This is a genomic window from Congregibacter sp., from assembly GCF_965660375.1.
Lineage (GTDB): Bacteria > Pseudomonadota > Gammaproteobacteria > Pseudomonadales > Halieaceae > Congregibacter.
This window is the reverse complement of sequence record NZ_CBFHZO010000053.1, coordinates 41523-64131: the sequence shown is the minus strand read 5'-3', so window position 1 is coordinate 64131 and position 22609 is coordinate 41523. Positions and strand designations below refer to the sequence as shown.

Sequence of the window (22609 nt, the reverse complement as noted above, 5' to 3'; positions counted from 1 at the left end):
GGCTGTTCGTCCCTTTGACGGGGGTGTTTCCCTCGGGCTGTCAGCGCCGGTCGACGGCCTGTACACCGCAACGGAGCTCAACGAGACGGCCTTTGAGGCGGCGCGGGACTGGATCGAGGGAGGTCAACGGCACTTGCTGGTGCGTGCGGCAAGATCCTTGCGCAGTGAGTACCGGGACGAGGAACGCCCCCGGCTGCAGCGCATTCTGGCGGCGGCGCGGGATCATGGTGCGCCGGTGGTTCTCGACGACGATGTGCTGACGCTGGGCACGGGTCGCCACAGCCAGAGCTGGGATTTGTTCGCGCTACCTCACCCGGATGATGTGAAGTGGCGCGGGTTGAAAGCCGTGCCCACTGCGCTCGTTACAGGAACCAATGGTAAAACCACCACCGTGCGTTTGCTGGCGTCCATTGCCAAAACTGCAGGTCATGTCGCCGGGGTGAGTTCTACGGACTGGCTGGCTATGGGTGACGAACTCCTGCATCGCGATGACTACGCCGGGCCCGGCGGCGCTCGAATCGTGCTCCGCGATCAGCGCTGTGAGCTTGCTCTACTGGAGACAGCGAGAGGCGGGCTTTTGCGCCGGGGACTCGCCGTGGCGCGCGCCGATGTTGCGCTCATCACCAATATTGCTGCGGATCATCTTGGGGATTTTGGCGTGGAAACCGTTGAGGATCTTGCGGATGTAAAGTGGTCCGTGACCGCGGCGCTGGATGAAAAATCGTCCCTGGTACTTAACGCCGAAGACCCGCTGCTTATGGCCCGGGCGGCCTCATCACCGGCACCGCTGTGCTTGTTTTCGCTGTCGCCATCGGCACCCGCTTTCAAGGCGCATATCGAAACGGGTGGAAAGGGCTTTACTCTCCGGCGTGGTCGTCTCGAGCGCATCGAGGGTGGCGTTGCCACAGGCTTCCTTGCGGCAAAAAAAATGCCGCTCAGCTATGGGGGCGTTGCCCGTCACAATATCGCCAACGCCCTGGCGGCTGCCGCGGTCTCTGATGCCCTGGGCATCGACCTTGCGACTATCGCCGAGGGCTTGTGCGCGCTGGGTAACGAAGATAATCCCGGCAGGGCGAATGTTTATACCGTGGGCGGCGCTACCTTTCTCGTGGATTTTGCCCACAACCCTGCGGGCCTCGAGGCGCTCATGCCCATGATCGAAGGACTGCCCGCCAAACGTCGGGCGCTAATTACAGGTCAGGCAGGGGATCGTGGCGATGGGGATATACGTGCCTTCGCCGATGCGTCTTCGGCCATTCACTTTGATCGGATTTGGCTTAAGCGTATGGATGGCCACGCCCGGGGCCGGGAGGAGGGCGAGGTTGCAAAGCTCATGCGCGATGCCTTTATTGATCAGGGACACAGGGCTAAATCCATCAGTTTCAGTAAGACGGAGCTGGATGCCGCGCGGGCAGCCCTGCGCTGGGCAAAACCCGGGGACCTGGTGGTGCTTCTGTCCCATGAAAAACGCGATAAAACCCGCCAGTTACTCGAATCCCGCATCGCAAAAGGAACAGACTGATGTATGTAATAAACGGCGCTGAATGCTTTGATCCCAGCCCCCGGGGGCACCTGGATCTCCTGGTCTCTGGCAGCGAAGTGGTGGCAATGGGTGCCCCCGGTTCTTTTGACGCGTTAGTTGATGGTGTCGGTGAGGGCGGCGTTGAGCGAGTCGACGCTGCAGGCAAGCTTCTGGTTCCCGGGATTGTTGATGCGCTCACGCATCCCTGTGGTGGCGGTGGTGAGGGCGGTTTTGGAAACCGCACGGCGGAGATCGATGTGGAGACCTTTGTGCGCGCGGGAGTTACCGCACCGGTAGGCGCGCTGGGTACGGACTCCATCGGACGCTCTCTGGATGTGCTTTATGGCAATGTCATGGGAATGCGCCGTCAGGGGCTGAATGCCTTCATGCTCAGTGGTGCCTACCGCGTGCCCGCGCCGAGCCTCACGGGTGATATTGCCCGGGATGTTTATCTCGTGGCGCCGGTGGTAGGCGTAGGAGAAGTGGCGATCGCAGATCACCGTGGCACTCAGCCTACCCCGCAGGAGCTCCGGCGCCTCGCTGCAGAAACCCAGCTGGGCGGCATACTTGCGGGAGAGGGGGGGACTGTATTGGTACACGTCGGCGCCGGTGACTCCAGGCTACAACTGCTGCGTGACGCTCTGGAAGACAGTGATCTGTCCCCATCGGTGTTGTATCCCACCCACGTTAATCGCTCTACCGCGTTATTGGATGAAGCGGCGGACTGGGCCCTGCGCGGTGGTTTTGTGGATATTACGGTGTCCACAACACCGGAGCTCATAGCTGCCGGGGACATTACCTCCGAGCGGGCCCTGCGCCGACTGTTGGAGGCGGGCGCGCCAGCCGAAAAAATCACTCTGTCTTCAGACGCCGGAGGGTCGTTGCCGGTTTATGTGGACGGCGAGCTCGTGGGATTGACCGCCGCATCCCCGGGTTCGCTTCCCGAGCTGCTACTGCAATTGCATGGCGACCATCCGGATCTCTTTCCCGTTGCCCTGGCGGGCATGACCCGTAATCCCGCAGCGGCTCTTAAACTGGCAGACGCCGGTGAGCTTACGGTCGGAGGGCGAGCGGATCTCCTGCTCCTTGATCCCGCGGCGGGCGCCGTGGAATCAGTGATGGCCGGCGGTCAATGGTTGCTCCGCGGCGGCGACTATCTGCGCTAGGCGTTTTGGTGAGTATGTACCGCGGCCTGATTTTCAGCGTTTTTTGGTCTATGATAGGTGAACGCACCGGCTGACCGTGCGTCAACATCGTCAGCAAACAGTCGCGGGGTGCTTTGGGTGTTCCGCTTAGTGAATTGAAATCTGCTGACGGATTGCCAAACATGAACTTCGACGCCCTTGGCCTTTCACCAAATCTGGTGAAAGCCGCAAAAGACCGCGGTTACACCCGACCGACACCGATACAGATCAAGGCCGTACCTCTGGTTCTTGACGGGCAGGATGTGCTCGCCGCTGCACAGACCGGCACGGGCAAAACCGCGGCATTCGTACTCCCTATTTTGCAGCGCCTGGCCTTTGTAGGGGGAGCGCGGCGGAAGCAGGCGCGGACTCTGGTGCTTACTCCCACCAGGGAGCTTGCCTCCCAGGTTCACGAGTCTGTGCGAATCTACGGGCAGTATCTCGATCTGCGCAGTGCCGTGGTTTTTGGTGGTGTGAAACCGGAGCCTCAGATCGCAGCAATCGAAGCGGGTGTTGATGTGCTCGTTGCAACGCCGGGACGTCTTCTTGACCTTGCTCAACAGGGTGTTGTGGACTTTTCTGCCCTTGAGGTCCTGGTGCTCGATGAAGCGGATCGCATGCTGGACATGGGATTTATCCATGACATGCGACGCATCATCGACATGCTGCCGGTAAATCGGCAAACACTGATGTTCTCTGCGACCTTCTCAAAAGAGATTCGATCTCTTGCGGCGAGCTATCTTGTTGATCCGGTCAGCGTGGATGCCGCACCGGCAAACAGCACTACGGAGCTGGTGGAGCAAAGGGCCTATGCCGTGGATGCGAGCCGGAAGGGTGTTCTTCTTGTGCATTTGTTTCGGAAGGAGCAATGGTCCCAGGCGCTGGTGTTCTGTCGCACCAAACATGGCGCCAACAGGCTAAGCAAGGAATTAATCAACGCAGGTTTTTCGGCGGCACCTATTCACGGTAACAAGAGTCAGAATGCGCGACAGCGGGCCCTGGAGGCGTTCAAGAGCGGTGATTTACAGTTACTTATTGCTACGGACATAGCGGCCCGCGGTCTGGACATCGATCAATTGCCCGAGGTGGTGAATTTCGATTTGCCCTCCGTGCCCCAGGATTATGTGCATCGCATCGGCCGCACCGGTAGAGCCGGCGCCACCGGGCGGTCCCATTCCCTGGTGACTGTAGATGATGAACCGCTCCTGCGGGCTATTGAGGGTCTTATACGACAGGAGATTCCCCTGGCGAAGGTACCGGGATTTGAACCCACAGACCGGCCACCGTCATCTGACAAGGCCGGACCGCGCGAGCGCAAAGATCGCAAAGAACGCAGTGCCTCGTCCAATGATCCAATTTCAGCAACGCACTCCCGCCAGCCTCGACGCCCTCGTGGGCCATCTTCCTGGAAGAAATCCGCCTAGGGAACGCTGAAGCGCCGCTGCTGCAGCGCACGTTTTACCTCTCACCTATCTGTGTTTTACTTGCCGATTACCAACGATTTACAGGAGTGAAGCGATGAAAACACGCGCGGCGGTAGCGCTGGGTGCGGGAAAACCCCTTGAAGTCATGGAGGTCGATTTGGAGGGGCCGCGCGCCGGCGAGGTGCTTGTGGAAATCAAAGCCACCGGCGTGTGTCATACCGACGCCTTTACCTTGTCCGGAGATGATCCCGAGGGCGCCTTTCCCGCGATCCTTGGACACGAGGGTGCTGGAGTGGTGGTGGAGACCGGGCCTGGCGTCACCGGGCTTGAGCCTGGCGATCATGTGATTCCCCTGTACACTCCCGAGTGTCGCCAGTGCGACTTCTGCCTGAATCCCAAGACCAATCTCTGTCAGGCGATCCGCGAGACCCAGGGCCAGGGGGTGATGCCCGATGGCAGCAGCCGCTTCTCTCTGGATGGTAAACCCCTGTTGCACTACATGGGCTGCTCGACTTTCTCCAACTACACGGTGCTTCCGGAGATTTCTCTCGCAAAGGTACGAAAGGACGCTCCCTTCGAAAAGATCTGCTATATCGGCTGTGGTGTCACGACTGGCATTGGCGCGGTGGCCTTCACCATGAACGTGGAAGCCGGGGCGACCGTTGCTGTGTTTGGCCTGGGTGGTATCGGATTGAATGTGGTGCAGGGTGCTCGCATGGTGGGAGCATCACGCATCATCGGGATCGATCTCAATCCCGAGCGTGAAGCCCTGGGTCGACAGTTCGGGATGACCGAATTTGTGAATCCCAGGGATGTGGACGACATTGTCGGGCACCTGGTGGAAATTACCGGCGGCGGCGTGGATTACAGTTTTGAATGCATTGGTAACGTCGATGTGATGCGTCAGGCCCTGGAGTCCTGCCACAAAGGCTGGGGCCAGAGCTGCATTGTCGGGGTTGCCGGCGCGGGTAAAGAGATTTCCACCCGCCCCTTCCAGCTTGTGACGGGACGCAGCTGGCGAGGCACCGCCTTCGGCGGCGCCCGGGGCCGCACGGACGTTCCCCGGATCGTGGACTGGTACATGGACGGTCGTATCAACATCGATGACCTGATTACCCACACGATGCCTCTGAATGACATCAACAGGGCCTTTGACCTAATGCACGCGGGCGAGAGCATTCGATCCGTGGTGCTTTACTGAGGCCGCTATGGAACTGGTATCGACAGTACGCAGCTTCGGTGGGCAGCAGCTACGGTTTAAGCACACCTCAGTGGCGCTTAACTGTGAGATGCATTTTTCGCTGTATCTGCCCCCGCAGGCAGCAACGGAAGCTGTGCCTCTCCTGACCTGGTTGTCAGGACTTACCTGCACCGATGAAAACTTTGTACAGAAAGCCTGTGCCCAGCGCGCGGCGGCAGAGCACGGTGTGGCAATTCTTGCCCCCGACACCAGCCCGCGCGGGGCAGGTGTGGCAGATGATTCCGAGGGTAGCTGGGATCTGGGCCTTGGCGCCGGCTTTTACGTGAATGCCACTGAGGCCCCCTGGTCCGAGCACTACCAGATGTACGACTATGTGCTGGAGGAGCTGCCCGCGCTGGTGGCCAAAGAACATCCTGTGGACCTTACGCGCCAAAGTATCTTCGGACACTCCATGGGGGGTCATGGGGCCTTGACCATCGCCCTCAGAAACCCTGAGCGTTTTCGCAGCGTGTCGGCCTTCGCACCCATTTGTGCGCCCCTGCAATGTCCCTGGGGGCAGAAGGCATTCTCAGCCTATCTGGGTATGGACCGCGAGCATTGGGCGGCCCACGACAGCTGCGAGCTGATTCGTTTGGCGACGGCGCATGTGCCCATGCTGGTGGACCAGGGGGCAGACGACAACTTCTTTGAAGAACAGCTTAAGACTCCGCTGTTGGCCTCAGCGTGTCAGGAAAATGCTTATCCCGCGGACATTCGCATGCAGGAGGGCTACGACCACAGTTACTTTTTTATCGCCAGTTTTATGGACGAACATGTTGCTTTTCACGCCGGGCACTGTGCTGCCTGAGTCCTGCTTTAGGGCTGTCATCTACGGTCTATTTTGCTAAATCCCCGGGTCATTGAGTGGCTGCTGCAGCCCCGTCAGTATCCGGGTCCCCGGTTTTTCATCCAGGAGTTTTACCATGCCTCATTCCGCATTTATCTATGACGCCGTGCGCACCCCCAGAAGTAAAGGGAAGCCCGGCGGCAGCCTTCACGAGGTAAAGCCCCTCGACCTCGGTGCCGGCCTTCTCAGGGAACTGCAGCAGCGTCACGATCTCGACACCAGCTACGTGGACGATGTGGTCATGGGCTGCGTTACACCCATCGGTGAGCAAGGCTCTGATATTGCCAAGATGCTCGTGCAGAACGCCGACTGGGACGAGTCCGTTGCCGGTGTGCAGCTGGACCGCTTCTGCGCTTCCGGCCTTGAGGCCGTCAATATCGCCGCGCAAAAAGTTGCTTCCGGCTGGGAAGACCTGGTGGTCGCAGGGGGGGTGGAATGCATGTCCCGTGTTCCCATGGGCTCCAACGGTGGACCCATGAGTTCAGACCCTGCGTTCGCCGCCAAAACCGGCTTTGTGCCCCAGGGCATTGGTGCGGATACCATCGCCACGCTGGCAGGCTGGAGCCGCGAGGATGTGGATCGCTTTGCGGTGGAGTCCCAGCGTCGCGCGGCCCATGCGCGGGACAACGGATATTTTGACAAGTCCGTCGTGCCGGTACGCGACGAGTCCGGCCTGACCATCCTGGAGAAAGACGATTTCATCAAGCCCGGCACCACCCTGGAGACTCTGGGGGGGCTCAACGCGTCTTTCGAAATGATCGGCCAGTTCGGCTTTGACGATGTGATTCTGCGTAAGTATCCGGTACTCGATCACATCGATCACGTGCACACGCCCGGAAATTCCTCGGGCATTGTCGATGGTTCCAGTGCGGTGCTCATCGGTAGCGAAAAAGCGGGCAAGGATCTGGGCCTCACGCCGAGGGCGCGTATTGTGGCCACGGCGGTGCTGTCCACGGACCCCGTCATTATGCTGACGGGCCCGGGGCCCGCTGCAAAGAAATGCCTCGAGAAGGCAGGGATGAAGAAAGAAGACATCGACCTCTGGGAGATTAATGAGGCTTTCGCGTCCGTGGCGCTTCGTTACATGCAGGACCTGGGCATCGATCACGAAGTCACTAATGTGAACGGCGGTGCCATCGCCATGGGGCATCCCCTGGGTGCAACCGGGGCCATGCTGGTAAGCACCATGCTGGATGAACTGGAACGCCGGGATTTGCGTCGCGCCATGTTGAGCCTCTGCGTGGGTGGTGGCATGGGTATTTCAACGATCATCGAGCGCGTTTAATCGCCAGGCGCAAAGGACAGAATTTTATGACTATGCATTATGAGAAAGACGCTGATGGCATCGTAACGGTGACCATGGATATGACCGGCCCGGTAAACGCCATGAACGTCGAATTCCGCGAAGATTTTGGCGCGGTCGTTGATAAGCTTGAGGCGGAAGAGGGGCTGACGGGTGTCGTTGTCGCTTCGGCAAAGAAAGTGTTTTTCGCTGGGGGTGACCTTAATGACCTCGTCGCAGTGACGCCGGACCGTCTCGACGAGTTCATGGAAGGGCTGGTGAGCACCAAGGGCACCATGCGCCGCTTCGAGAAGTTGCCGGTACCCACCGTAGCGGCGATCAATGGCGCGGCGCTGGGTGGCGGCTACGAGCTATGCCTGGTGTGCAATCACCGCATCGCCTGGAACCATAAATCGGTGCAACTTGGCTTACCTGAGGTCACCCTGGGGTTGCTGCCCGGCGGTGGTGGCGTTGTTCGTCTTACAAAGCTGCTGGGATTTGAGGCAGCTGCACCTTTCCTTCTTGAGGGTAAGCGGGTGGCACCGGTGCAGGCTCTGGATGCCGGCATGATTCATGAGCTGGTAGCAGAGAAAGAAAACCTGGTCAGCAAGGCAAAGGCCTGGATCAACGAGAATAAAGATAACCCGGAAGCGGGGGTGCAGCCTTTTGATCATAAAGGTTACAAAATTCCCGGAGGAGGGATCACCTCTCCCAAGATTGTGCAGGCCGTGACTGGCGCTACCGCCATGCTCACGCAGAAGACCCGCGGTTTGCTGCCCGCGCCGGCCAAAATTCTGGATGTCGCGGCCCAGGCACTGCGTCTGGATCTCGATACAGCGTTAATGGTGGAGTCGCGCGCTCTTGCGGCGCTGACGATCACGCCTGAAGCCAAAAACATGATCAGCACCTTCTTTTTTGGTTTGAATAAGGTAAACGGCGGGGCGAGTCGTCCCCAGGATGTACCCGCGCAAAAGACCGAGAAGCTCGGTGTCCTTGGCGCCGGCATGATGGGGCAGGGCATTGCCTACGTTTCCGCAATGGCGGGAATCGAAGTGATCCTCAAAGACATCAGTATGGAAGCCGCAGAAAAAGGTAAAGCCTATTCCGAAAAACTGCTGGATAAGCGCGTGGAGCGAGGTCGTCTGACGGCCGAGGGGCGTGATGAGGTCCTCGCCCGGATTAAGCCCACGGCAACAGATGGTGATCTGGCGGGCTGCGATCTCATCATTGAGGCGGTGTTTGAAAACATCGAACTGAAGCACAAGATTACGGCCCAGCTGGAGGGGCAGCTTTGCGAAGGGGGTGTCTGGGGATCGAATACCTCGACGCTGCCCATCACCCAGCTTGCGGAGGGCTCAGAGAAGCCGGAGAACTTTGTGGGAATCCACTTTTTCTCGCCGGTGGACAAAATGCCCCTCGTTGAAATTATCGTGGGAGAAAAAACCTCCGACGTGGCGCTGGCGAAAGCCTTTGACTACACCCAGCAGATCAAGAAGACCCCTATCGTGGTGAATGACTCTCTCGGGTTCTTCACCTCACGAACCTTTGGCACTTACCTGGATGAGGGTGTGCGTTTGCTCAGCGAGGGCGTACACCCGGTGCTTGTCGATAACATGGGCAAGGGTCTTGGCATGCCCGTGGGTCCTCTTGCGGTATTCGATGAAGTGAGTATGGAGCTGTCCCGCAAAGCCCAGGAGACCTGGAAGGAAATGGGTGTCGTGGATAAGTGGGGCGACGGCACGATCATGAGGCAGGTCATTGACACCATGGTGGTGGAGAATGGCCGCGGAGGACGACACCACGGTGGCGGCTTCTACGAGTACAGTGACGATGGCAGCAAAGCGATCTGGCCCCCGCTGTTCGATCTCTACTATAAATCCGATGTCTGTCTGCCGGAGTCTGATATCAAGGACCGGCTGCTGTTTCGTCAGGTGATCGAAGCTTTGAAATGTCGCGAGACCGGCGTGCTCCGTTCGGACGAGGACGGCAACATTGGCTCCATTATGGGTATCGGAGCGCCGGTGTGGACCGGTGGCCTGATTCAGTTTGTGGAAACCTACGGTTACGAGCGCTTCGCTGCGCGCTGCCGCGAACTGGAGGCAGCTTACGGCGAGCGTTTTGCGCCACCGCAGATCGCGTTGGATCGGGCGGCCGAAAATGCTCAGCAGGCCGCCTGAACGCTGTCCTGTAGTTGTTAAAGGCCGTTAAAGGCCGTTAAAGGCACCTAAAGACTCAGATTTGATCATCAACAGACAGAGGAATTAAGCAACAATGGATATCAACGGAAAAGTAGCGATCGTTACCGGCGGCGCTTCGGGACTGGGCGAGGCAACGGTGCGTCGTTATCACGGCCTCGGTGCCCGGGTGGCGATCTTTGATATGAACGAAGCCCGTGGGAACGCGCTGGTAGAAGAGCTGGGCGAAGGCGTGCTTTATCGTCAGGTGAACGTCGCTGATGAAGAGCAGGTCGCCGCCGCGGTTGCCGCTACCGTTGACGCTTTCGGTGCGGTGCACATCTGTAATAACTATGCGGGCATCGGTGATGCGGCAAAAACCGTGAGTCGCGGTGAGCCCGTAGAACTTGCGCGTTTCAAGAAAGTGATCGACGTCAATCTCATCGGGACCTTTAACGTTCTGCGTCTGGTGGCGGCACAAATGGCAAAGCAGGACCCGGTCAATGACGATGGCGGTCGTGGGGTAATCATCAACACAGCTTCAGTGGCGGCCTTTGAAGGGCAGGTGGGGCAAGCGGCCTACAGTGCGTCCAAAGGCGGCATTGTGGGCATGACCCTGCCTATCGCGCGGGATCTGGCATCCCTGGGGATACGCGTAAATACCATTGCGCCGGGCTTGATTCACACACCCTTGTTCGAAGCGCTGCCCCAGGAAGCTTACGATAGCCTAGCGGCGCAGCCGGTGTATCCCAAGCGTCTGGGTAAGCCCGATGAGATTGCTCATCTGTCCCAGTACATCGTGGAGAATGATTACACCAACGGCGAAACTATCCGCATGGACGGCGCTATCCGCATGCAGCCTCGTTAGAGGCTGCTCAGCTCGCGCTTTTCAGGCGCGCTTCCAGGGTCGTCGCAAGAGGGCCCTTATTCTCGATAATCTCCTGCTGGGTGAGACCCACGAGCTCATGGGGGAACACCAGCCAGGCGTCTGTTTCATGGACAAAATAGTCCGGTGTTATGTCGGTGACGTTCTTGGAGGGCTTGTACCAGGGCGTTGCCACACGCATGTTTTGCGGCATGTTACGGCGACATTTGGCGCTCATCTTGTCGAAGATTGCTTTGACGCTGCGCCCTGAATCGAACACGTCATCCACCAGCAGCACGTCGTCGTTGGCATTTACGTTGTCGATAATGTAATCCAGGCCATGAACGCGCACAGTTTTGTCCTGCTGGTTAATGCCCGTGTAGGACGAGGTGCGAATGGCAATGTGGTCGGATTCCACGCCCACATACTCAAGATACTCCTGAATGGCGATACCTACCGGTGCGCCCCCACGCCAAACCCCGATGATGAAATCGGGCCTGAAGCCACTGGCGAAGATTTTTTCACCAAGGCGAAAGGAATCAAGCAGCAAATCGTTCGCCGATATATAGACTTTATCCATCAGTGGGGTGCCATGCTCATGAGAGGAAGCCGAACTTTAGCATAAAGATTCCCGCCACTACGTAGACCGCAATGGGACAGCGGCTGGCATTGCCGGAAGCTATTTTTATCAGGGCGTAGGTGATAAAACCCAGGCCAATGCCATCGGCAATGGAGTAGCTCAGGGGAACTCCGATAGCAGTAACGATCGCCGGCGCGCTTTCCGCCACGTCGCCCCATTCCAGATCTTCCAGGGCTCGCGCCATGATGGTGGCGACGAACAACAGCGCCGCGCCCGTGGCAAAGCCCGGTACGCTCTGAGCCAGGGGCGCTATAAACAAGCAAAGGAGAAAGAGTGCTGCGGTGGTCAACGCGGTGAGCCCTGTGCGTCCGCCGGCCTCCACGCCCGCGGCGCTCTCAATAAAACTGGTGGTGGACGAGGTGCCGAGCACGGCGCCCACTGCCGTCGCGCTGGAATCCGAGAGGAGGGCCCGTCGCAGGCGCGGTAAGTGGCCGTTCTTGTCGAGCATGCCCGCTCGATTGGCAACGCCCACGAGCGTGCCCGCGGTATCAAACACGTCAACCAACAGCAGCGTGAGAATCACCGTTACCATGGACAGGTCCAGGGCCCCGGCGATGTCGAGCTCGAGGAAGGAGGTCATCGGCGGTGGCATGGACACTACCCCTTTGAACTCCGCGGCACCGGTAAGCCATCCGAGCACGGTCACCACTAGCATACCGATAACCACCGCGCCCACGGTGCGACGGGCGGAGAGTGCGGCAATGAGCACAAATCCCAGGAGCATAAAGATTGCCGGCGTCTCCGTGAGGTCACCAAGCCCGACCATGGTGGCATCGTTGCTGACGATGATACCGCTGCCGGAGAGAGCAATAATGCCCAGGAAAAATCCGATGCCCGCAGAGATTCCGAGCTTTAGTGAGCGGGGGATGGCGTTGATCAACCACTCCCTCACCGGTAGCACGGACAGCAGGATGAAAATAAGCCCCGAAACGAAGACCGCACCAAGCGCGCTCTGCCAGCTGTGCCCCAGACCCAGGACAACGCCATAGGTGAAGAAGGCGTTCTGGCCCATGCCCGGCGCCTGGGCAACGGGATAGTTGGCATAGAGACCCATAATGGCGGTACCCAGGGCCGCAGCGAGGCAGGTGGCGACGAATACCGCTCCGAAATCCATACCCGCAGCGGAGAGAATGCCCGGGTTGACCACAGTGATGTACGCCATGGCCAAAAAGGTCGTGAAACCGGCAAGCACTTCCTGACGGATGCTGCTGTTGTGCTCAGTCAGTCCAAAAAATCGATCGATGGCGTCCAGCATTGTTTATTGCACCTGCTCTAATCGCGCAAGATAGTCGGCTTTTTTTGCGTCATCCATCCAGCTCACCTCAAAGGCGTTGCGATTGAGCGTGCCGATTTCGTCCCGGGAAAAATTCCCTTCTTCTACCAGCGCCATAAAGTTTTCATTCATGTAGGCGCGGAAGTAGGCCGGGTCATCGGAGTTTATGGTGGCCTTCATGCCCCGGGCCAGCATGTCGCGGATTTCAACGGTGGTGAGGTTTTGCACCACGAAGCGGTTAGATACCGGGCAAACTGTCAAACCCAGGCCCCGGCGCGCTATCTCGGTGCAAAGATTGTCGTCCTGGAGTGCATTTATCCCATGATCGATTCGATCAACCTGTATAAGGTCAAGACACTCGCCGATGTGCTCTAGGATATCCTTTTGGTTAACGTCGCAGTGCATGGTGAGCTTTAAACCCAGATCCCGCGCCCGGGCAAACACATCAACAAACTTTGCCGGCGGGTTATCTTTCTCGTCCGAATCCAGTCCTACCCCAATGAGCTTGTCCAGATGGGGCACGGCCATCTCCAGATGTTCTGCTGCGGATTCCGCACTCATGTCGCGAAGAAAGCACAGGATCAAATTGCCCTCGACACCCAGGGTATTGGCAGCGTCCTGCTGGGCGCGGTGTATGCCGTTAATAACGCTATCAAAGGGCACTCCCCGGCTGGTGTGAGCCTGGGGATCAAAGAAGGGTTCCACGTACACAACGTTCTGCGCAGCTGCCCGCTCAAAATATTGAAAAGCGAGTTCGTAAAAATCTTCCTCAGTGCGCAGCACGTCCATCGCGGCGTAATAGATGGACAGGAACGAAGGCAGATCATGGAAGTCATAGGCGGCTACGACTTCCTCCGGAGTTTTGTACTCCAGTTCGATGCCGTTGCGCTTGGCGAGACTGAAAATGTGTTCCGGCTCAAGGGTACCCTCGAGGTGCACATGTAGTTCAGCTTTTGGCAGCTTTTGGACAAATTCCAGCATGGATGTCTTTACCTGTTCCTGCATAGTGTCTCCGGGCATCGTGAATCCTTTCCTGACTCGAATATTGCAGCAATGAGTATGCCATTGATGTCACTCCCCGGTCAGGTTCTCTGTTGTTTTGAATGCAGAGCGTGGCCGCCTGGAGGCGCTCTAAGCATCATGCTGAGGGCGCCGGATTCAGTTTGGGACTTTCTGTACCAGTCTGTGGCTTGCGGGGCCTGTTGATAGCACTCCAGAGCACGATGGCAGCCTTCCGGTCGGGCAGAGTGGTGCCGTTGCCGTAGGCATGCTCAAGGAGGGCTTCCAGAGCAGACCGGGCGATATCAGGTTCCTGTTTGTGTCGGTCATGGGGCCTCGCTGCGGCATTCAGGGCATCCCGCAGGGAATGCTGATATTGCTTTTTCTTACCATGCATTTTTGGCTGCAGGCATGTAGCGTCGCCAAGTTTTTCATAAAGCAGCTGCGCGCAGCGAGCGCTGTCTTTCTCCTCCAGCGCCTTGAGGTATCTTGCATGGCGCTGCCTTGTTGTCGCTTGGGCGATGAGAGTACTTCGCACCCGGATCGCTGCTCTGGTGTTTCGCCCAAACCAGAGTAGAGCGGTGATGCCAAGGATGAAAAGCGCAGCAATCAGCATTGGTGCGTTGAGCGGTGGTCGTTGTTGATCCTTTGCCGTTGGTTGCGGCGTTGTCGCCGCGGCAGTTACCTCAATGGCGAAGTCCGGCAGCAACGCCAGCTCAAACTTCCCGGTTTGGGTGTTGAACCAGGGATATTCCAGCCCCGGGAGCCGGTAGCTCCCCGGCGCCTCAAAGGTCACCACGAGCGTTTCTCTCCGGGTGCCGGTGAGGGCACCGCGGCTGCTTTGATCTGCGACGTTTGCAGGGGCCGAGTAAACGGACAGGCCTTCGACGTCTTCAATACGCGAACCGACGAGCATCATTGCCGGTGCATCCTTAATCGTGAATCGCCGTGTTCGCGTAATGGCATCGCCGGGTTGGTAGCTGTCGAGGGTACCTTCCCAATTTTCTTCGATGGTCAGCGAGGTCGTTGCGATCCAGTCCTCGTAATCCTCCGCGCCCGGTGGGGGGACTATCCGAACCGGCGCAGTACTTAGGGAGACTTCTCCCTCTACGCTGCCCTCTTCTGTATTGACTGACGCAAAGACACGCAGGGTAGGGAACTCCAGCAGTCCCACTTCCCGCGGGTACACGCGAAAGCGCCACCGTTGCACACTCCAGGTCTCGCCATTAATGCGGCGGGAGCTATTATCGGCAAAGCTGGATACGGGGCGGACCACGGCGCCGGGAATGCGAAAGTCGCGCACCCGGGTCCCCCGGCTAAACCAGCGGGCCGTGGCGACCTCCACCACCAGCACGAAGGGCGCCCGCTGGTAGAGCGTGCCCGACCTGTTGATGCCTACCGTTACCTGTAGTTGATCCCTGGCGCGCAGCTCATCAAGGGTTGTAGCAGCCTGACCGAATGGCGCGCACACTGCCAGGGTGATCAGACCGGTAAGGAGTTTTATTGCAGCAGTGCGCAGCGCGGCAAGGTTCCCCGGGCGACTTGTAAAGGAGAGCATCATGGAGCTTCGCCCTCGCGACGGCGAAGCTGTAGGTCAAATTTGGTGCTCAAAAATTCCGAGGGATTCCTTTGTACCTGTCTGAGCCACATATCCGTGAGTCCCGGGTCCTGCAAAAGCTGTTCCGCGGAGTATTGCTCCCGTTCAACATTGGTAAATCTCTCATCTCCTTCGGAGGACCGGGGTCCCTCGTCATTGTCCGAGGACATATCGCCGGATTCAGACACCTGGCTCTCAGAAAGCTGCCGGTTCGCATCAATGAGCGCTTGGATGATAGGGATATTCACAGCGGGGGCCGGATGCTCGGGATAACGTTCAGCCAGTTCCTCATAGGCGTCTCTGGCATCGAGATACTCCCGGGCCTGGGCAAGGGCGTTCCCGCGGGCGAGGAGGGATTCTGCGTCCTGGTATTGAGAGAAGTACTGCGCCGCGGCATCAAAGTCCTGGGCGGCATAGAGGCTCATCCCGCGCCACCGTGGATTTTCGAAGCTGCGCGCCGCCCGCTCATAGTCGCCGTCGGCAAACCACAGGCGGCCCTGTTGGTCAGGGGTAAGCCACAAGTCGAGAAATTGTGCCGGATTCGCGACGGACCACAGCAGGCATAGCGCGATCAACAGAAGCAAGCCCTTTCGGGAGCGCGCTCCGCGAAGAATGTCTGACAGTCTCTTCACCATCGCAGCACCCAGCCTGCGCGGAACCAGAGAAGAAACAACAGCATGATTGCCGGCAGAAAATAAATGCCGCCATCAATCCATGGGCGGGCACTGTCCTCACTGAGCTGGTAGTGGCGGTTAATCCGTCGCGTGAGGCTGCGAAGGTCGCTGTCATCGACGCTGACCTGTTCGTAGTATCCATCAGCTGCGTCGCTGATGGCTTTTAATTGCGCCTCCTGCAGTGGTTGCGCCCGCGCCGTCAGGCCGCGGGCAGCGTCGCTGTCCAACTGCTCCTGAGTCTTGCCCATACCCCAGACCAGTAGTTGCGTGTCGCTTTTCTCAGCCCAGTCTGCAAACAGAGGTACCGACTGATCGTTGGCACCATCCGTTACTATGAGAAGGCTTCCGCCATGACCCTGCGCAGCCAGCAGGCGCTCGACGATGGGAAGAACATTCTCCGGTGCTTTTCCGCGGCGGGGCAACATGCCCACCCTCAGGGCATCCAGGTAATGCAGCAGCATGCTGGAGTCGTCGCTCAGGGGGAGCACCGTGTGGGCGCTGCCTGCATAGGCAACCAGCGCTGTATAAGCATCGCCCCGGGCTTTGGCCAGTTTGAGAACCTTGTCCCGGGCTCGTTGCAATCGACTCGGTTGCAGGTCCGACTCGTTCATGGACTCGGAGAGATCGATGGCAATGATCAGGGCGGCAGCGTCCTGGGCAAAAGGCGATTCTCCGCGTTGCCAGCTGGGTCCAGCCACAGCGAAGGCGACAAGTGGCCCCATGACGATGGACACCCAGAGCGGAGAAAACAAGCGCCGCTGGCTTCCGGGGACAATCATGGCAGGGAGTAGGTGGGAGGCAATGACCGGCTCCCATTGCTTGCCCAGATCGCTGCGGCGCCACTGGATCACGCTGAGCACCGCAAAGGGCAGCACCAGGAGCAGCCAGTAGGGTCGCAAAAAATGAAACTGCGCCAGCAGAGCCCCTTCAAACATGGACGGACCTCTGTCGGCGCAAGCCCAGCAGTGCGAACAACGGCAGTGCCAGAAGGTAGAGCGCGGCAAAAAGTCCCAAGGGAATATGAAACAGGCTGCTCCGGGGACGGTAGGAAAGAGAGTCGTATTTTGCCGGTTCCAGGCGGTTGATCTCTTCATAGGCCTTTTCCAGAGCCTGGGTATCCAGTGCCTGGAAGCTGGCCCCCTGCGTGCTCTCGGCGACGGCATTGAGAGTGTCCAGGTCCAGGGCCTCTTCGCCGATGGTCGCTGGATCACCCACGGCCACGGTGTAAATGGTGACATCGTTTGCCGCCGCGATGGTCGCTGCGTCCCTCGGCGGAACCCGGGATCCCGTGTCATTGCCGTCGGTAAGCACAATGAGCACTCGATTGCTGGTGTCCGATGCCTGAAACACCGAGATCGCCAAACCAATGGCATCACCCAGGGCGGTACTCTGTCCCGCCATGGCGACTTCGCTTTCCTCCAGCAGTGTCAGCCAGGTTTCTCTGTCATCGGTAAAGGGTGCCTGGAGGTAAGCGGCGTTGCCAAAGACAATGAGACCCAGGCGATCTCCTTCCCGCAGCGCCGCGAAATCTTCAAGAACGCCTTTGGCAGCCGTCAGCCGGTTTTGCTCCTGTCCGTTTGCGTCACTGAAATCCCGGGCATCCATTGATCCGGAAAGATCCAGAGCGAGCATGAGATCCCGGGCAGACTTTTCGATATTGATGGGTTCTCCCACCCACTCGGGGCGCGCGGCAGCGAGTACCAATAGGCACCAACCCAGAATGCTGACAATGCCCTGTATACGACGGCGACGCAGTACGCTGGCACCGGCGCGGGGTGTTTCTCCGCTCAGTAGCACCAGACGCTGGAAGTAGGGGACCTGAAGTGAATCCTGGCTTTCTCTGTGGGGGGGCGTCAGCCAGCGCACCAGCAGCGGCAGGGCGAGCAGCGCGAAAGCCCAGGGGAGGGTGAACTCAATCATGAGCGCCCTCGTGCAGCCGTATCCACTCGCGGATTTGTTTGAATAAGCCTTCGAGGTTTTCCGACGCCTGGGGATAAGGCCCATAGGCAAGGGCATTAAGCCTGGCCACCGGTAAGGGGGCTACAGTGGGAGCCATTTGAAGGAGCGTCTCTTCCCAGGCTGCGCCGCTCAGCGAGGCGACACTGTCCCGGTTGTCCACCGCAGCCAGCGCCGTGGCGCGTAAAAGGGGGGCAAGTTCGCGAAGACATTCACGTTCACCACTTCTGACTCTGGCTTCCAAGGTATCCAGAGCCTGCTGTGCTTCCCGTCGGTAGGCGTTGTTCTGATATCGCTGCCAGCGCGCCCAGCCTCCATAAGCAGCGCTACCAATAACCAGACCCAGGAGCACCCACCAGCCGGGCGTCGTGGGTACCAGCGACACCGGTTCTGGCAGAGCGGTCTCGAGGATTCCCCGGATCGCATAGTTGCCCCAGCCGGGACCAAACAGCTCGGTCATCGGCGCGCACCCAGCGCTTTGAGCACTTGGTTCACCGGATCCTCGGCGCAATTGACGGAGATCAACGGTAAACCATAGCTTTTTAGCACGTTCAGCATGTGCCCCACGTGGGCGTTGTAGCTGTCCCGAAAACGCTCGTCGAGGCGAGCGGGGTTTCCTGACACGGCGATCTGCATTTCTCCGTCGGAGACAATGAGCTCGTCCAGCCGTGGCAGTTCAATCTCAGCGGGATCAAAGATATTGATGACAATGACATCGTTGTGCATGCTCATTTTCTTGAGCAGCTCATCACTTCGGTCGTCCCAGCCAAATCCGTCGCCAATGTAGATGACCAGTGCGTCGTGAGAGAGACCCCGGGCGAGATTGTCCATGGCTATGTTCAACTGTGAGGGTTTGGATGTCTGGCCCGCGGCAAGCTCAGCATTACTTTTAGCCAGCCGCGAGAGCAGTTCCATAACACTCTCGCGACTGCGACGGGGAGGGATCCTGTAGCAGTCGTGATCATCGAAGATAACACCGCCCAAACGATCATTGGATGCGATCACCCGCCAGGCGGCCAGTGCAGCAACTTCGGCAGCGACCACAGATTTCATGGATCGCTGGCTGCCAAAGAACATGCTCACACGCTGATCCACCAGCAAATGAACACGGCGTTCCCGCTCTTCGGTATGGACGCGCACATGGGGTTTGCCCGTGCGGTTGGTAACCTTCCAGTCCATACTGCGGATATCGTCACCGGGGCGGTAGTGACGTAACTCCTCGAAGTTGAGGCCTCGGCCCCGCAGACGGGAACCGTGGCGGCCGCTGAGAATACTTTGCACGGGTTGCCTCGGCAGAAAGGAAAATCCCCGCGCCTGAAATTCCAGCGCCCGCAGATGAGAGAGACTGGCCGCGATACGGTTATCGTCGGCTGCGTGCTGTTCCTTTCGTGAAAGCCACGGCATCAGTTTTCGCTCAGGCAGCGGCCACCTGACGGAGCAGTTCGTCGATAACGGCGTGGCTATCTACCGACTCTGCAAGCGCGTCATAGCTGAGGATCATGCGATGGCATAACACCGAGTGGGCCACGGTGCGCACGTCTTCGGGATCCACGTAATCCCGTCCGGAGAGCCAGGCATTGGCCCTGGCGCACTTATCCAGAGCGATGCTGGCTCTCGGACTGGAGCCCACGCGAATCCATTCCTGAAGGCGTGACCCGGGATAGCGGGCCGGATCGCGGGTAGCCATCACGAGGGCAACGATGTATTTGTCGATGTTGGGTGATACGGTGATTGCGGACATGGCTTCCCGGGCCTCAAAAACCAGATCCTGAGAGAGGCGGGGTTCCTCATTGGTGTTATTGGCGCTTTCCTCGCCCCGCACCAGACGGATGATCCCCTCCTCGGCTTTGTCATCGGGATAATCAACACTGATCTTCATGATGAAGCGATCCATTTGCGCCTCGGGCAGTGGGTAGGTGCCTTCCTGCTCGATAGGATTCTGAGTGGCGAGCACCATAAACAACGGTGGTAGCGCGTAGCTCTTTCCGGCAACTGTGACCGTACGCTCTTCCATGGCTTCCAGCAGGGCGGCCTGTACCTTGGCCGGCGCCCGGTTGATCTCATCCGCCAGCACCACATTGTTGAAAACGGGGCCCTGCTGAAACCGCAACTCCTGGTGGCCGTCGACTTCCTGATAGATTTCGGTCCCGGTGACGTCCGAGGGGAGAAGGTCGGGCGTGAATTGGATACGTCCCAGGCTGGCGTCCAGCACCCGGGCAAGGGTTCTCACGGAGCGGGTTTTGGCCGTCCCGGGCAGTCCCTCGAGGAGCACGTTGCCGTTAGTCAGTAGGGCAATGATGAGCGTGCGGACCACGGCCTCCTGTCCGATGACCGCTCGATTAATGGCGGCGTCGAGTTCTACAAAGGCGTTGTGTAGTTCAGTGCTCATGGTTTTAACCGATGGTAAAGAGTAGCTAAGTCTCACAGACCGGCGGGACAAAAAAAAGCCCTCCAAGGAGGGCTTTCGCAGGGCGCCTCAAGCGCCCCAAAAACTACTCAACAAGAGCTTAGAACTTGTAGGCGACCCGCGCCTGAAAGTTCCGGGAAAGCTCCGGCAACACGATCTGCGATCCGAACAGGTCCGGAAAGTTGGATCGGAAGTAGCGCTCGTCGGTGAGGTTCTTCGCATTCAACTGGAAGGTCCAGGACTCGGTCTCGTACACAAGGCCTGCGTTCAGCAGTGTGTAAGAAGGCAGTATCACCGCACCGGATGATCCTGAGGGCGTTTCGTCGACGCTGATAAAGCTGCCGCTGATGGCCAGGTTATCAGTGAAGGAGTAGGTGCCCGTGAGGGTGTAGATGTTCTCGGGGATACCTGCTCGACGGCCATCAGGTGAAGTCGGGATACCGATGATCTGGCCACCATAGACCAGGGCGGGATCAATTTGAGGAATATCGTCGGCGCCAAAGAAACCAAACTGGCCGCCGTTTTCCTCCGCTTCAACAATGATGACTTCCATGTTGGTCCAGCCGCCGGTAACCACCAGGTCATCGTTAACCACCCAGCGCAACTCGGCTTCGATGCCTTCGGTGCGGCTGGTGGGGTTGGTCACGATGGCCTGGGCGTTGAAATCGACACGCTCCTGCTCATAGTAGTTCACGGCAAAATACAGCGAGTCATCGAGGAAACTCCCTTTCAGGCCCACTTCCCAAAGATCCGACGTGTCAGTCCAGGAACCACTGGCCACCTGTGCTGTGGGAAGGTCTCCCACCTGACCGGCAATCAGCGTTGCCTGCTCTGCGATGGTGACGTACGGGGTCAAGCCAAACTCGGTGGTCCAGTTGATACTGGCCGACCAGGACAGCAGGTCTTCGGAGTCCGACGCTTCAGGGATCGCACCGTCGGGGAACAGCAGCAGTTCCACGGGGGTGGTGACGTCTGTTTCCACGTAGTCCTGACGCACACCCAGGGTAACAGCGATGCCATTGTCAAAGCTGAAGTCACCCAGGAACGCGAGGCCGTACATGGTGTAGTCACCGCTCTGGTACTCGGAGTAATCATCATTTATCTGCGTGGCGAGCAGTCGGGTGTCGAGCGAGGGGTCCCGCTCGGCATTGGACTGGCTCAGATCGCGGCGATCAAAGTACTCGTTAATGAAATCCTGGCCCCGGGTGAAATCGGTGTAACGGATCGAGGGTGAGAACTGCAGATCGGCGGTCATGGAGCCGATATCTTTTGTAAAGGCAAACACCAGCTTGTCTTCGAACATGTCAACTTCACCAAACTGCCCGAATCCGTAGGCGTTCTCGTTAATGTTGTCGATGGTCTCGTAGAAAAACTTGTTAGTGATGCTGAAGCCGCTATCGGTCTCATAAATGAAATCCAGATACAGGCTGAGCACCTGGTTATCCAGAGTGTCGTTGGGATCTACCAAGACATTGCTCTCGTCGAGCTGCGTCGTGCCCGGGTTGACCAATGCCATGGCATCGTTGAGGCTATCTTCTCCTACGAACTCAGGTCGGAAAACGAAGTTGGACAGGGGCGGCGTGCCATCGGAGCCCACGACATTGTATTCCTGGTGCGAGATTTTGCCATCACCGTTGGTATCCAGGGGGCTTGCCGTGCCGGTGATGTAGGTGCCGTTATCAATGAGGTCCTGGGTGAGGCGGTTCCAGCCGGCGACCTGGTTACCATCGTAGTCGTGGTACATACCACCAAACTGCATCACCAGCTTGTCGTTGATATCGACATCGAAAGACGCCTGGATGATGTTCTGCTTGGTCTCGGTGTTGTCGTAGAAGCTCTCGGAGTCTTCCAGTTCACCATAGAGGTAGTAACCCATGCGATCGTTAATGGGGCCACCAATTTCTGCTGTCACAATGTTGCGGCTCCAGCTACCCGTCTCGTAGGAGACGGCACCGGTGGTCTCTTCAAGGTAAGCACCGGATTCGGCGCGCGCGGATTTGGGGTTAAAGTTCAGGTAACCACCAATTTTGGCGGGGCCATAGATCGGTGATGCGGGTCCACGCACGATGTCGATGCGGTCTGACGCGCCGATGGGCGTGGGGTAGTTGCCCGGGTTGTCAATGCGGCGCATACCGCGGAAGTAAGTCTCACCCGCCGTACCACGAACGTCCAAAGAACCGGCAACACCAAAGAATGATTGGGTGAAGGTACCCGGGGCGAAGGCCACCAGCTCATCGATATCGGTGATGTTGAAGCGGTCGAGTTGCTCCTCACTGATCGTGGAGGCTGAACGCGGTGTCTCCAGCAGTGATTTGCCAAAGCCGAAAATCTGTACGTCTTCGCCGGGCAGGGAGCCAAGGGACCCGGTGACAACAACCTCTTCAATAGATTGTGACTGATTATCCTGCGAGTGGGCCAGCGGCACAGAAGCGATAATCGCGGCTATGGACGCTGCCAGTGGCAGCCTGCGGGTGGTGAATGTCTTCATGAACTCTCCTCAAATACATGATGCGGTCAGGCGGCAT

19 protein-coding genes are annotated in these 22609 nt (G+C 58.5%); 8 read left to right on the top strand and 11 right to left on the bottom strand.

What is annotated here, in order from left to right; translation table 11 throughout:
- The 8 genes from ACTG3T_RS04630 to ACTG3T_RS04595 form a co-directional block, all read left to right on the top strand.
- Positions 1-1522, top strand: a 1522-nt coding sequence (locus tag ACTG3T_RS04630) for a Mur ligase family protein (protein WP_439101093.1), incomplete at its 5' end; no start/stop codon positions are given.
- Positions 1522-2688 carry an amidohydrolase family protein gene (locus tag ACTG3T_RS04625; RefSeq protein WP_439101092.1) on the top strand — a complete coding sequence of 389 codons (1167 nt, stop codon included), beginning with the start codon at positions 1522-1524 and terminating at the stop codon, positions 2686-2688. The genes ACTG3T_RS04630 and ACTG3T_RS04625, both read left to right, overlap by 1 nt.
- A gap of 161 nt (positions 2689-2849) precedes the next feature.
- The gene (locus ACTG3T_RS04620; RefSeq protein ID WP_439101091.1) at positions 2850-4130 is read left to right on the top strand and encodes a DEAD/DEAH box helicase; all 1281 of its coding nucleotides are present in this window, start codon (positions 2850-2852) and stop codon (positions 4128-4130) included.
- Positions 4131-4224: 94 nt separating this feature from the next.
- Positions 4225-5331, top strand: a complete 1107-nt coding sequence (locus ACTG3T_RS04615) for an S-(hydroxymethyl)glutathione dehydrogenase/class III alcohol dehydrogenase (protein ID WP_439101090.1) — start codon at positions 4225-4227, stop codon at positions 5329-5331.
- A gap of 7 nt (positions 5332-5338) precedes the next feature.
- Positions 5339-6178: an S-formylglutathione hydrolase gene (fghA, locus tag ACTG3T_RS04610; protein ID WP_439101089.1), complete on the top strand. Its 840-nt coding sequence runs from the start codon at positions 5339-5341 to the stop codon at positions 6176-6178.
- Positions 6179-6293: 115 nt separating this feature from the next.
- Positions 6294-7502 (top strand): acetyl-CoA C-acetyltransferase, encoded by a 1209-nt coding sequence (locus tag ACTG3T_RS04605; RefSeq protein ID WP_439101088.1) that lies wholly within the window; start codon positions 6294-6296, stop codon positions 7500-7502.
- 26 nt (positions 7503-7528) lie between these two features.
- A complete protein-coding gene (locus tag ACTG3T_RS04600; RefSeq protein WP_439101087.1) occupies positions 7529-9676 on the top strand; it encodes a 3-hydroxyacyl-CoA dehydrogenase NAD-binding domain-containing protein in 2148 nt (715 codons plus the stop codon).
- Between the two features lie 94 nt (positions 9677-9770).
- Positions 9771-10541 (top strand): SDR family NAD(P)-dependent oxidoreductase, encoded by a 771-nt coding sequence (locus ACTG3T_RS04595; RefSeq protein ID WP_439101086.1) that lies wholly within the window; start codon positions 9771-9773, stop codon positions 10539-10541.
- A gap of 7 nt (positions 10542-10548) precedes the next feature.
- Here ACTG3T_RS04595 and ACTG3T_RS04590 read toward each other — a convergent pair whose 3' ends face one another.
- The 11 genes from ACTG3T_RS04590 to ACTG3T_RS04540 all read right to left on the bottom strand — a co-directional run bounded on the left by ACTG3T_RS04590 (position 10549) and on the right by ACTG3T_RS04540 (position 22572).
- Positions 10549-11118 carry a phosphoribosyltransferase gene (locus ACTG3T_RS04590; protein WP_439101085.1) on the bottom strand — a complete coding sequence of 190 codons (570 nt, stop codon included), beginning with the start codon at positions 11116-11118 and terminating at the stop codon, positions 10549-10551.
- Positions 11119-11134: 16 nt separating this feature from the next.
- The gene (locus ACTG3T_RS04585; RefSeq protein ID WP_439101084.1) at positions 11135-12433 is read right to left on the bottom strand and encodes an NCS2 family permease; all 1299 of its coding nucleotides are present in this window, start codon (positions 12431-12433) and stop codon (positions 11135-11137) included.
- Positions 12434-12436: 3 nt separating this feature from the next.
- Complete coding sequence (gene add, locus ACTG3T_RS04580) at positions 12437-13471, bottom strand: adenosine deaminase (protein WP_439101083.1); 1035 nt, start codon at positions 13469-13471, stop codon at positions 12437-12439.
- 118 nt (positions 13472-13589) lie between these two features.
- Entirely contained in the window at positions 13590-15011 is a 1422-nt protein-coding gene (locus ACTG3T_RS04575) for a hypothetical protein (RefSeq protein ID WP_439101082.1), read from the bottom strand.
- Positions 15008-15682: a tetratricopeptide repeat protein gene (locus ACTG3T_RS04570; RefSeq protein WP_439101081.1), complete on the bottom strand. Its 675-nt coding sequence runs from the start codon at positions 15680-15682 to the stop codon at positions 15008-15010. The genes ACTG3T_RS04575 and ACTG3T_RS04570 overlap by 4 nt, the downstream gene beginning before the upstream one ends.
- Positions 15676-16656, bottom strand: a complete 981-nt coding sequence (locus ACTG3T_RS04565) for a vWA domain-containing protein (protein WP_439101080.1) — start codon at positions 16654-16656, stop codon at positions 15676-15678. The genes ACTG3T_RS04570 and ACTG3T_RS04565 overlap by 7 nt, the downstream gene beginning before the upstream one ends.
- A complete protein-coding gene (locus ACTG3T_RS04560) occupies positions 16649-17641 on the bottom strand; it encodes a VWA domain-containing protein (RefSeq protein WP_439101079.1) in 993 nt (330 codons plus the stop codon). The genes ACTG3T_RS04565 and ACTG3T_RS04560 overlap by 8 nt, the downstream gene beginning before the upstream one ends.
- On the bottom strand, positions 17634-18137 hold the full coding sequence (locus ACTG3T_RS04555; protein WP_439101078.1) for a DUF4381 domain-containing protein: 504 nt from the start codon (positions 18135-18137) through the stop codon (positions 17634-17636). Before ACTG3T_RS04555 ends, ACTG3T_RS04560 begins: the two co-directional genes overlap by 8 nt.
- Positions 18134-19081 (bottom strand): DUF58 domain-containing protein, encoded by a 948-nt coding sequence (locus tag ACTG3T_RS04550; protein ID WP_439101077.1) that lies wholly within the window; start codon positions 19079-19081, stop codon positions 18134-18136. The genes ACTG3T_RS04555 and ACTG3T_RS04550 overlap by 4 nt, the downstream gene beginning before the upstream one ends.
- A 10-nt stretch (positions 19082-19091) precedes the next feature.
- A complete protein-coding gene (locus ACTG3T_RS04545) occupies positions 19092-20066 on the bottom strand; it encodes an AAA family ATPase (RefSeq protein WP_439101076.1) in 975 nt (324 codons plus the stop codon).
- A 118-nt stretch (positions 20067-20184) separates the two neighbouring features.
- Positions 20185-22572 carry a TonB-dependent siderophore receptor gene (locus tag ACTG3T_RS04540; protein ID WP_439101075.1) on the bottom strand — a complete coding sequence of 796 codons (2388 nt, stop codon included), beginning with the start codon at positions 22570-22572 and terminating at the stop codon, positions 20185-20187.
- Positions 22573-22609: the final 37 nt, after the last annotated feature.

What these genes read in the sequence shown, in the direction of transcription:
- add (WP_439101083.1), bottom strand. Translation starts at nt 13,471, where the DNA reads ATGCCCGGAGACACTATGCAGGAACAGGTAAAGACATCCATGCTGGAA.
- ACTG3T_RS04585 (WP_439101084.1), bottom strand. Translation starts at nt 12,433, where the DNA reads ATGCTGGACGCCATCGATCGATTTTTTGGACTGACTGAGCACAACAGC.
- fghA (WP_439101089.1), top strand. Translation starts at nt 5,339, where the DNA reads ATGGAACTGGTATCGACAGTACGCAGCTTCGGTGGGCAGCAGCTACGG.
- ACTG3T_RS04570 (WP_439101081.1), bottom strand. Translation starts at nt 15,682, where the DNA reads ATGGTGAAGAGACTGTCAGACATTCTTCGCGGAGCGCGCTCCCGAAAG.
- ACTG3T_RS04560 (WP_439101079.1), bottom strand. Translation starts at nt 17,641, where the DNA reads ATGATTGAGTTCACCCTCCCCTGGGCTTTCGCGCTGCTCGCCCTGCCG.
- ACTG3T_RS04540 (WP_439101075.1), bottom strand. Translation starts at nt 22,572, where the DNA reads ATGAAGACATTCACCACCCGCAGGCTGCCACTGGCAGCGTCCATAGCC.
- ACTG3T_RS04590 (WP_439101085.1), bottom strand. Translation starts at nt 11,118, where the DNA reads ATGGATAAAGTCTATATATCGGCGAACGATTTGCTGCTTGATTCCTTT.
- ACTG3T_RS04600 (WP_439101087.1), top strand. Translation starts at nt 7,529, where the DNA reads ATGACTATGCATTATGAGAAAGACGCTGATGGCATCGTAACGGTGACC.
- ACTG3T_RS04565 (WP_439101080.1), bottom strand. Translation starts at nt 16,656, where the DNA reads ATGTTTGAAGGGGCTCTGCTGGCGCAGTTTCATTTTTTGCGACCCTAC.
- ACTG3T_RS04545 (WP_439101076.1), bottom strand. Translation starts at nt 20,066, where the DNA reads ATGAGCACTGAACTACACAACGCCTTTGTAGAACTCGACGCCGCCATT.
- ACTG3T_RS04615 (WP_439101090.1), top strand. Translation starts at nt 4,225, where the DNA reads ATGAAAACACGCGCGGCGGTAGCGCTGGGTGCGGGAAAACCCCTTGAA.
- ACTG3T_RS04555 (WP_439101078.1), bottom strand. Translation starts at nt 18,137, where the DNA reads ATGACCGAGCTGTTTGGTCCCGGCTGGGGCAACTATGCGATCCGGGGA.
- ACTG3T_RS04605 (WP_439101088.1), top strand. Translation starts at nt 6,294, where the DNA reads ATGCCTCATTCCGCATTTATCTATGACGCCGTGCGCACCCCCAGAAGT.
- ACTG3T_RS04625 (WP_439101092.1), top strand. Translation starts at nt 1,522, where the DNA reads ATGTATGTAATAAACGGCGCTGAATGCTTTGATCCCAGCCCCCGGGGG.
- ACTG3T_RS04595 (WP_439101086.1), top strand. Translation starts at nt 9,771, where the DNA reads ATGGATATCAACGGAAAAGTAGCGATCGTTACCGGCGGCGCTTCGGGA.
- ACTG3T_RS04620 (WP_439101091.1), top strand. Translation starts at nt 2,850, where the DNA reads ATGAACTTCGACGCCCTTGGCCTTTCACCAAATCTGGTGAAAGCCGCA.
- ACTG3T_RS04550 (WP_439101077.1), bottom strand. Translation starts at nt 19,081, where the DNA reads ATGCCGTGGCTTTCACGAAAGGAACAGCACGCAGCCGACGATAACCGT.
- ACTG3T_RS04575 (WP_439101082.1), bottom strand. Translation starts at nt 15,011, where the DNA reads ATGATGCTCTCCTTTACAAGTCGCCCGGGGAACCTTGCCGCGCTGCGC.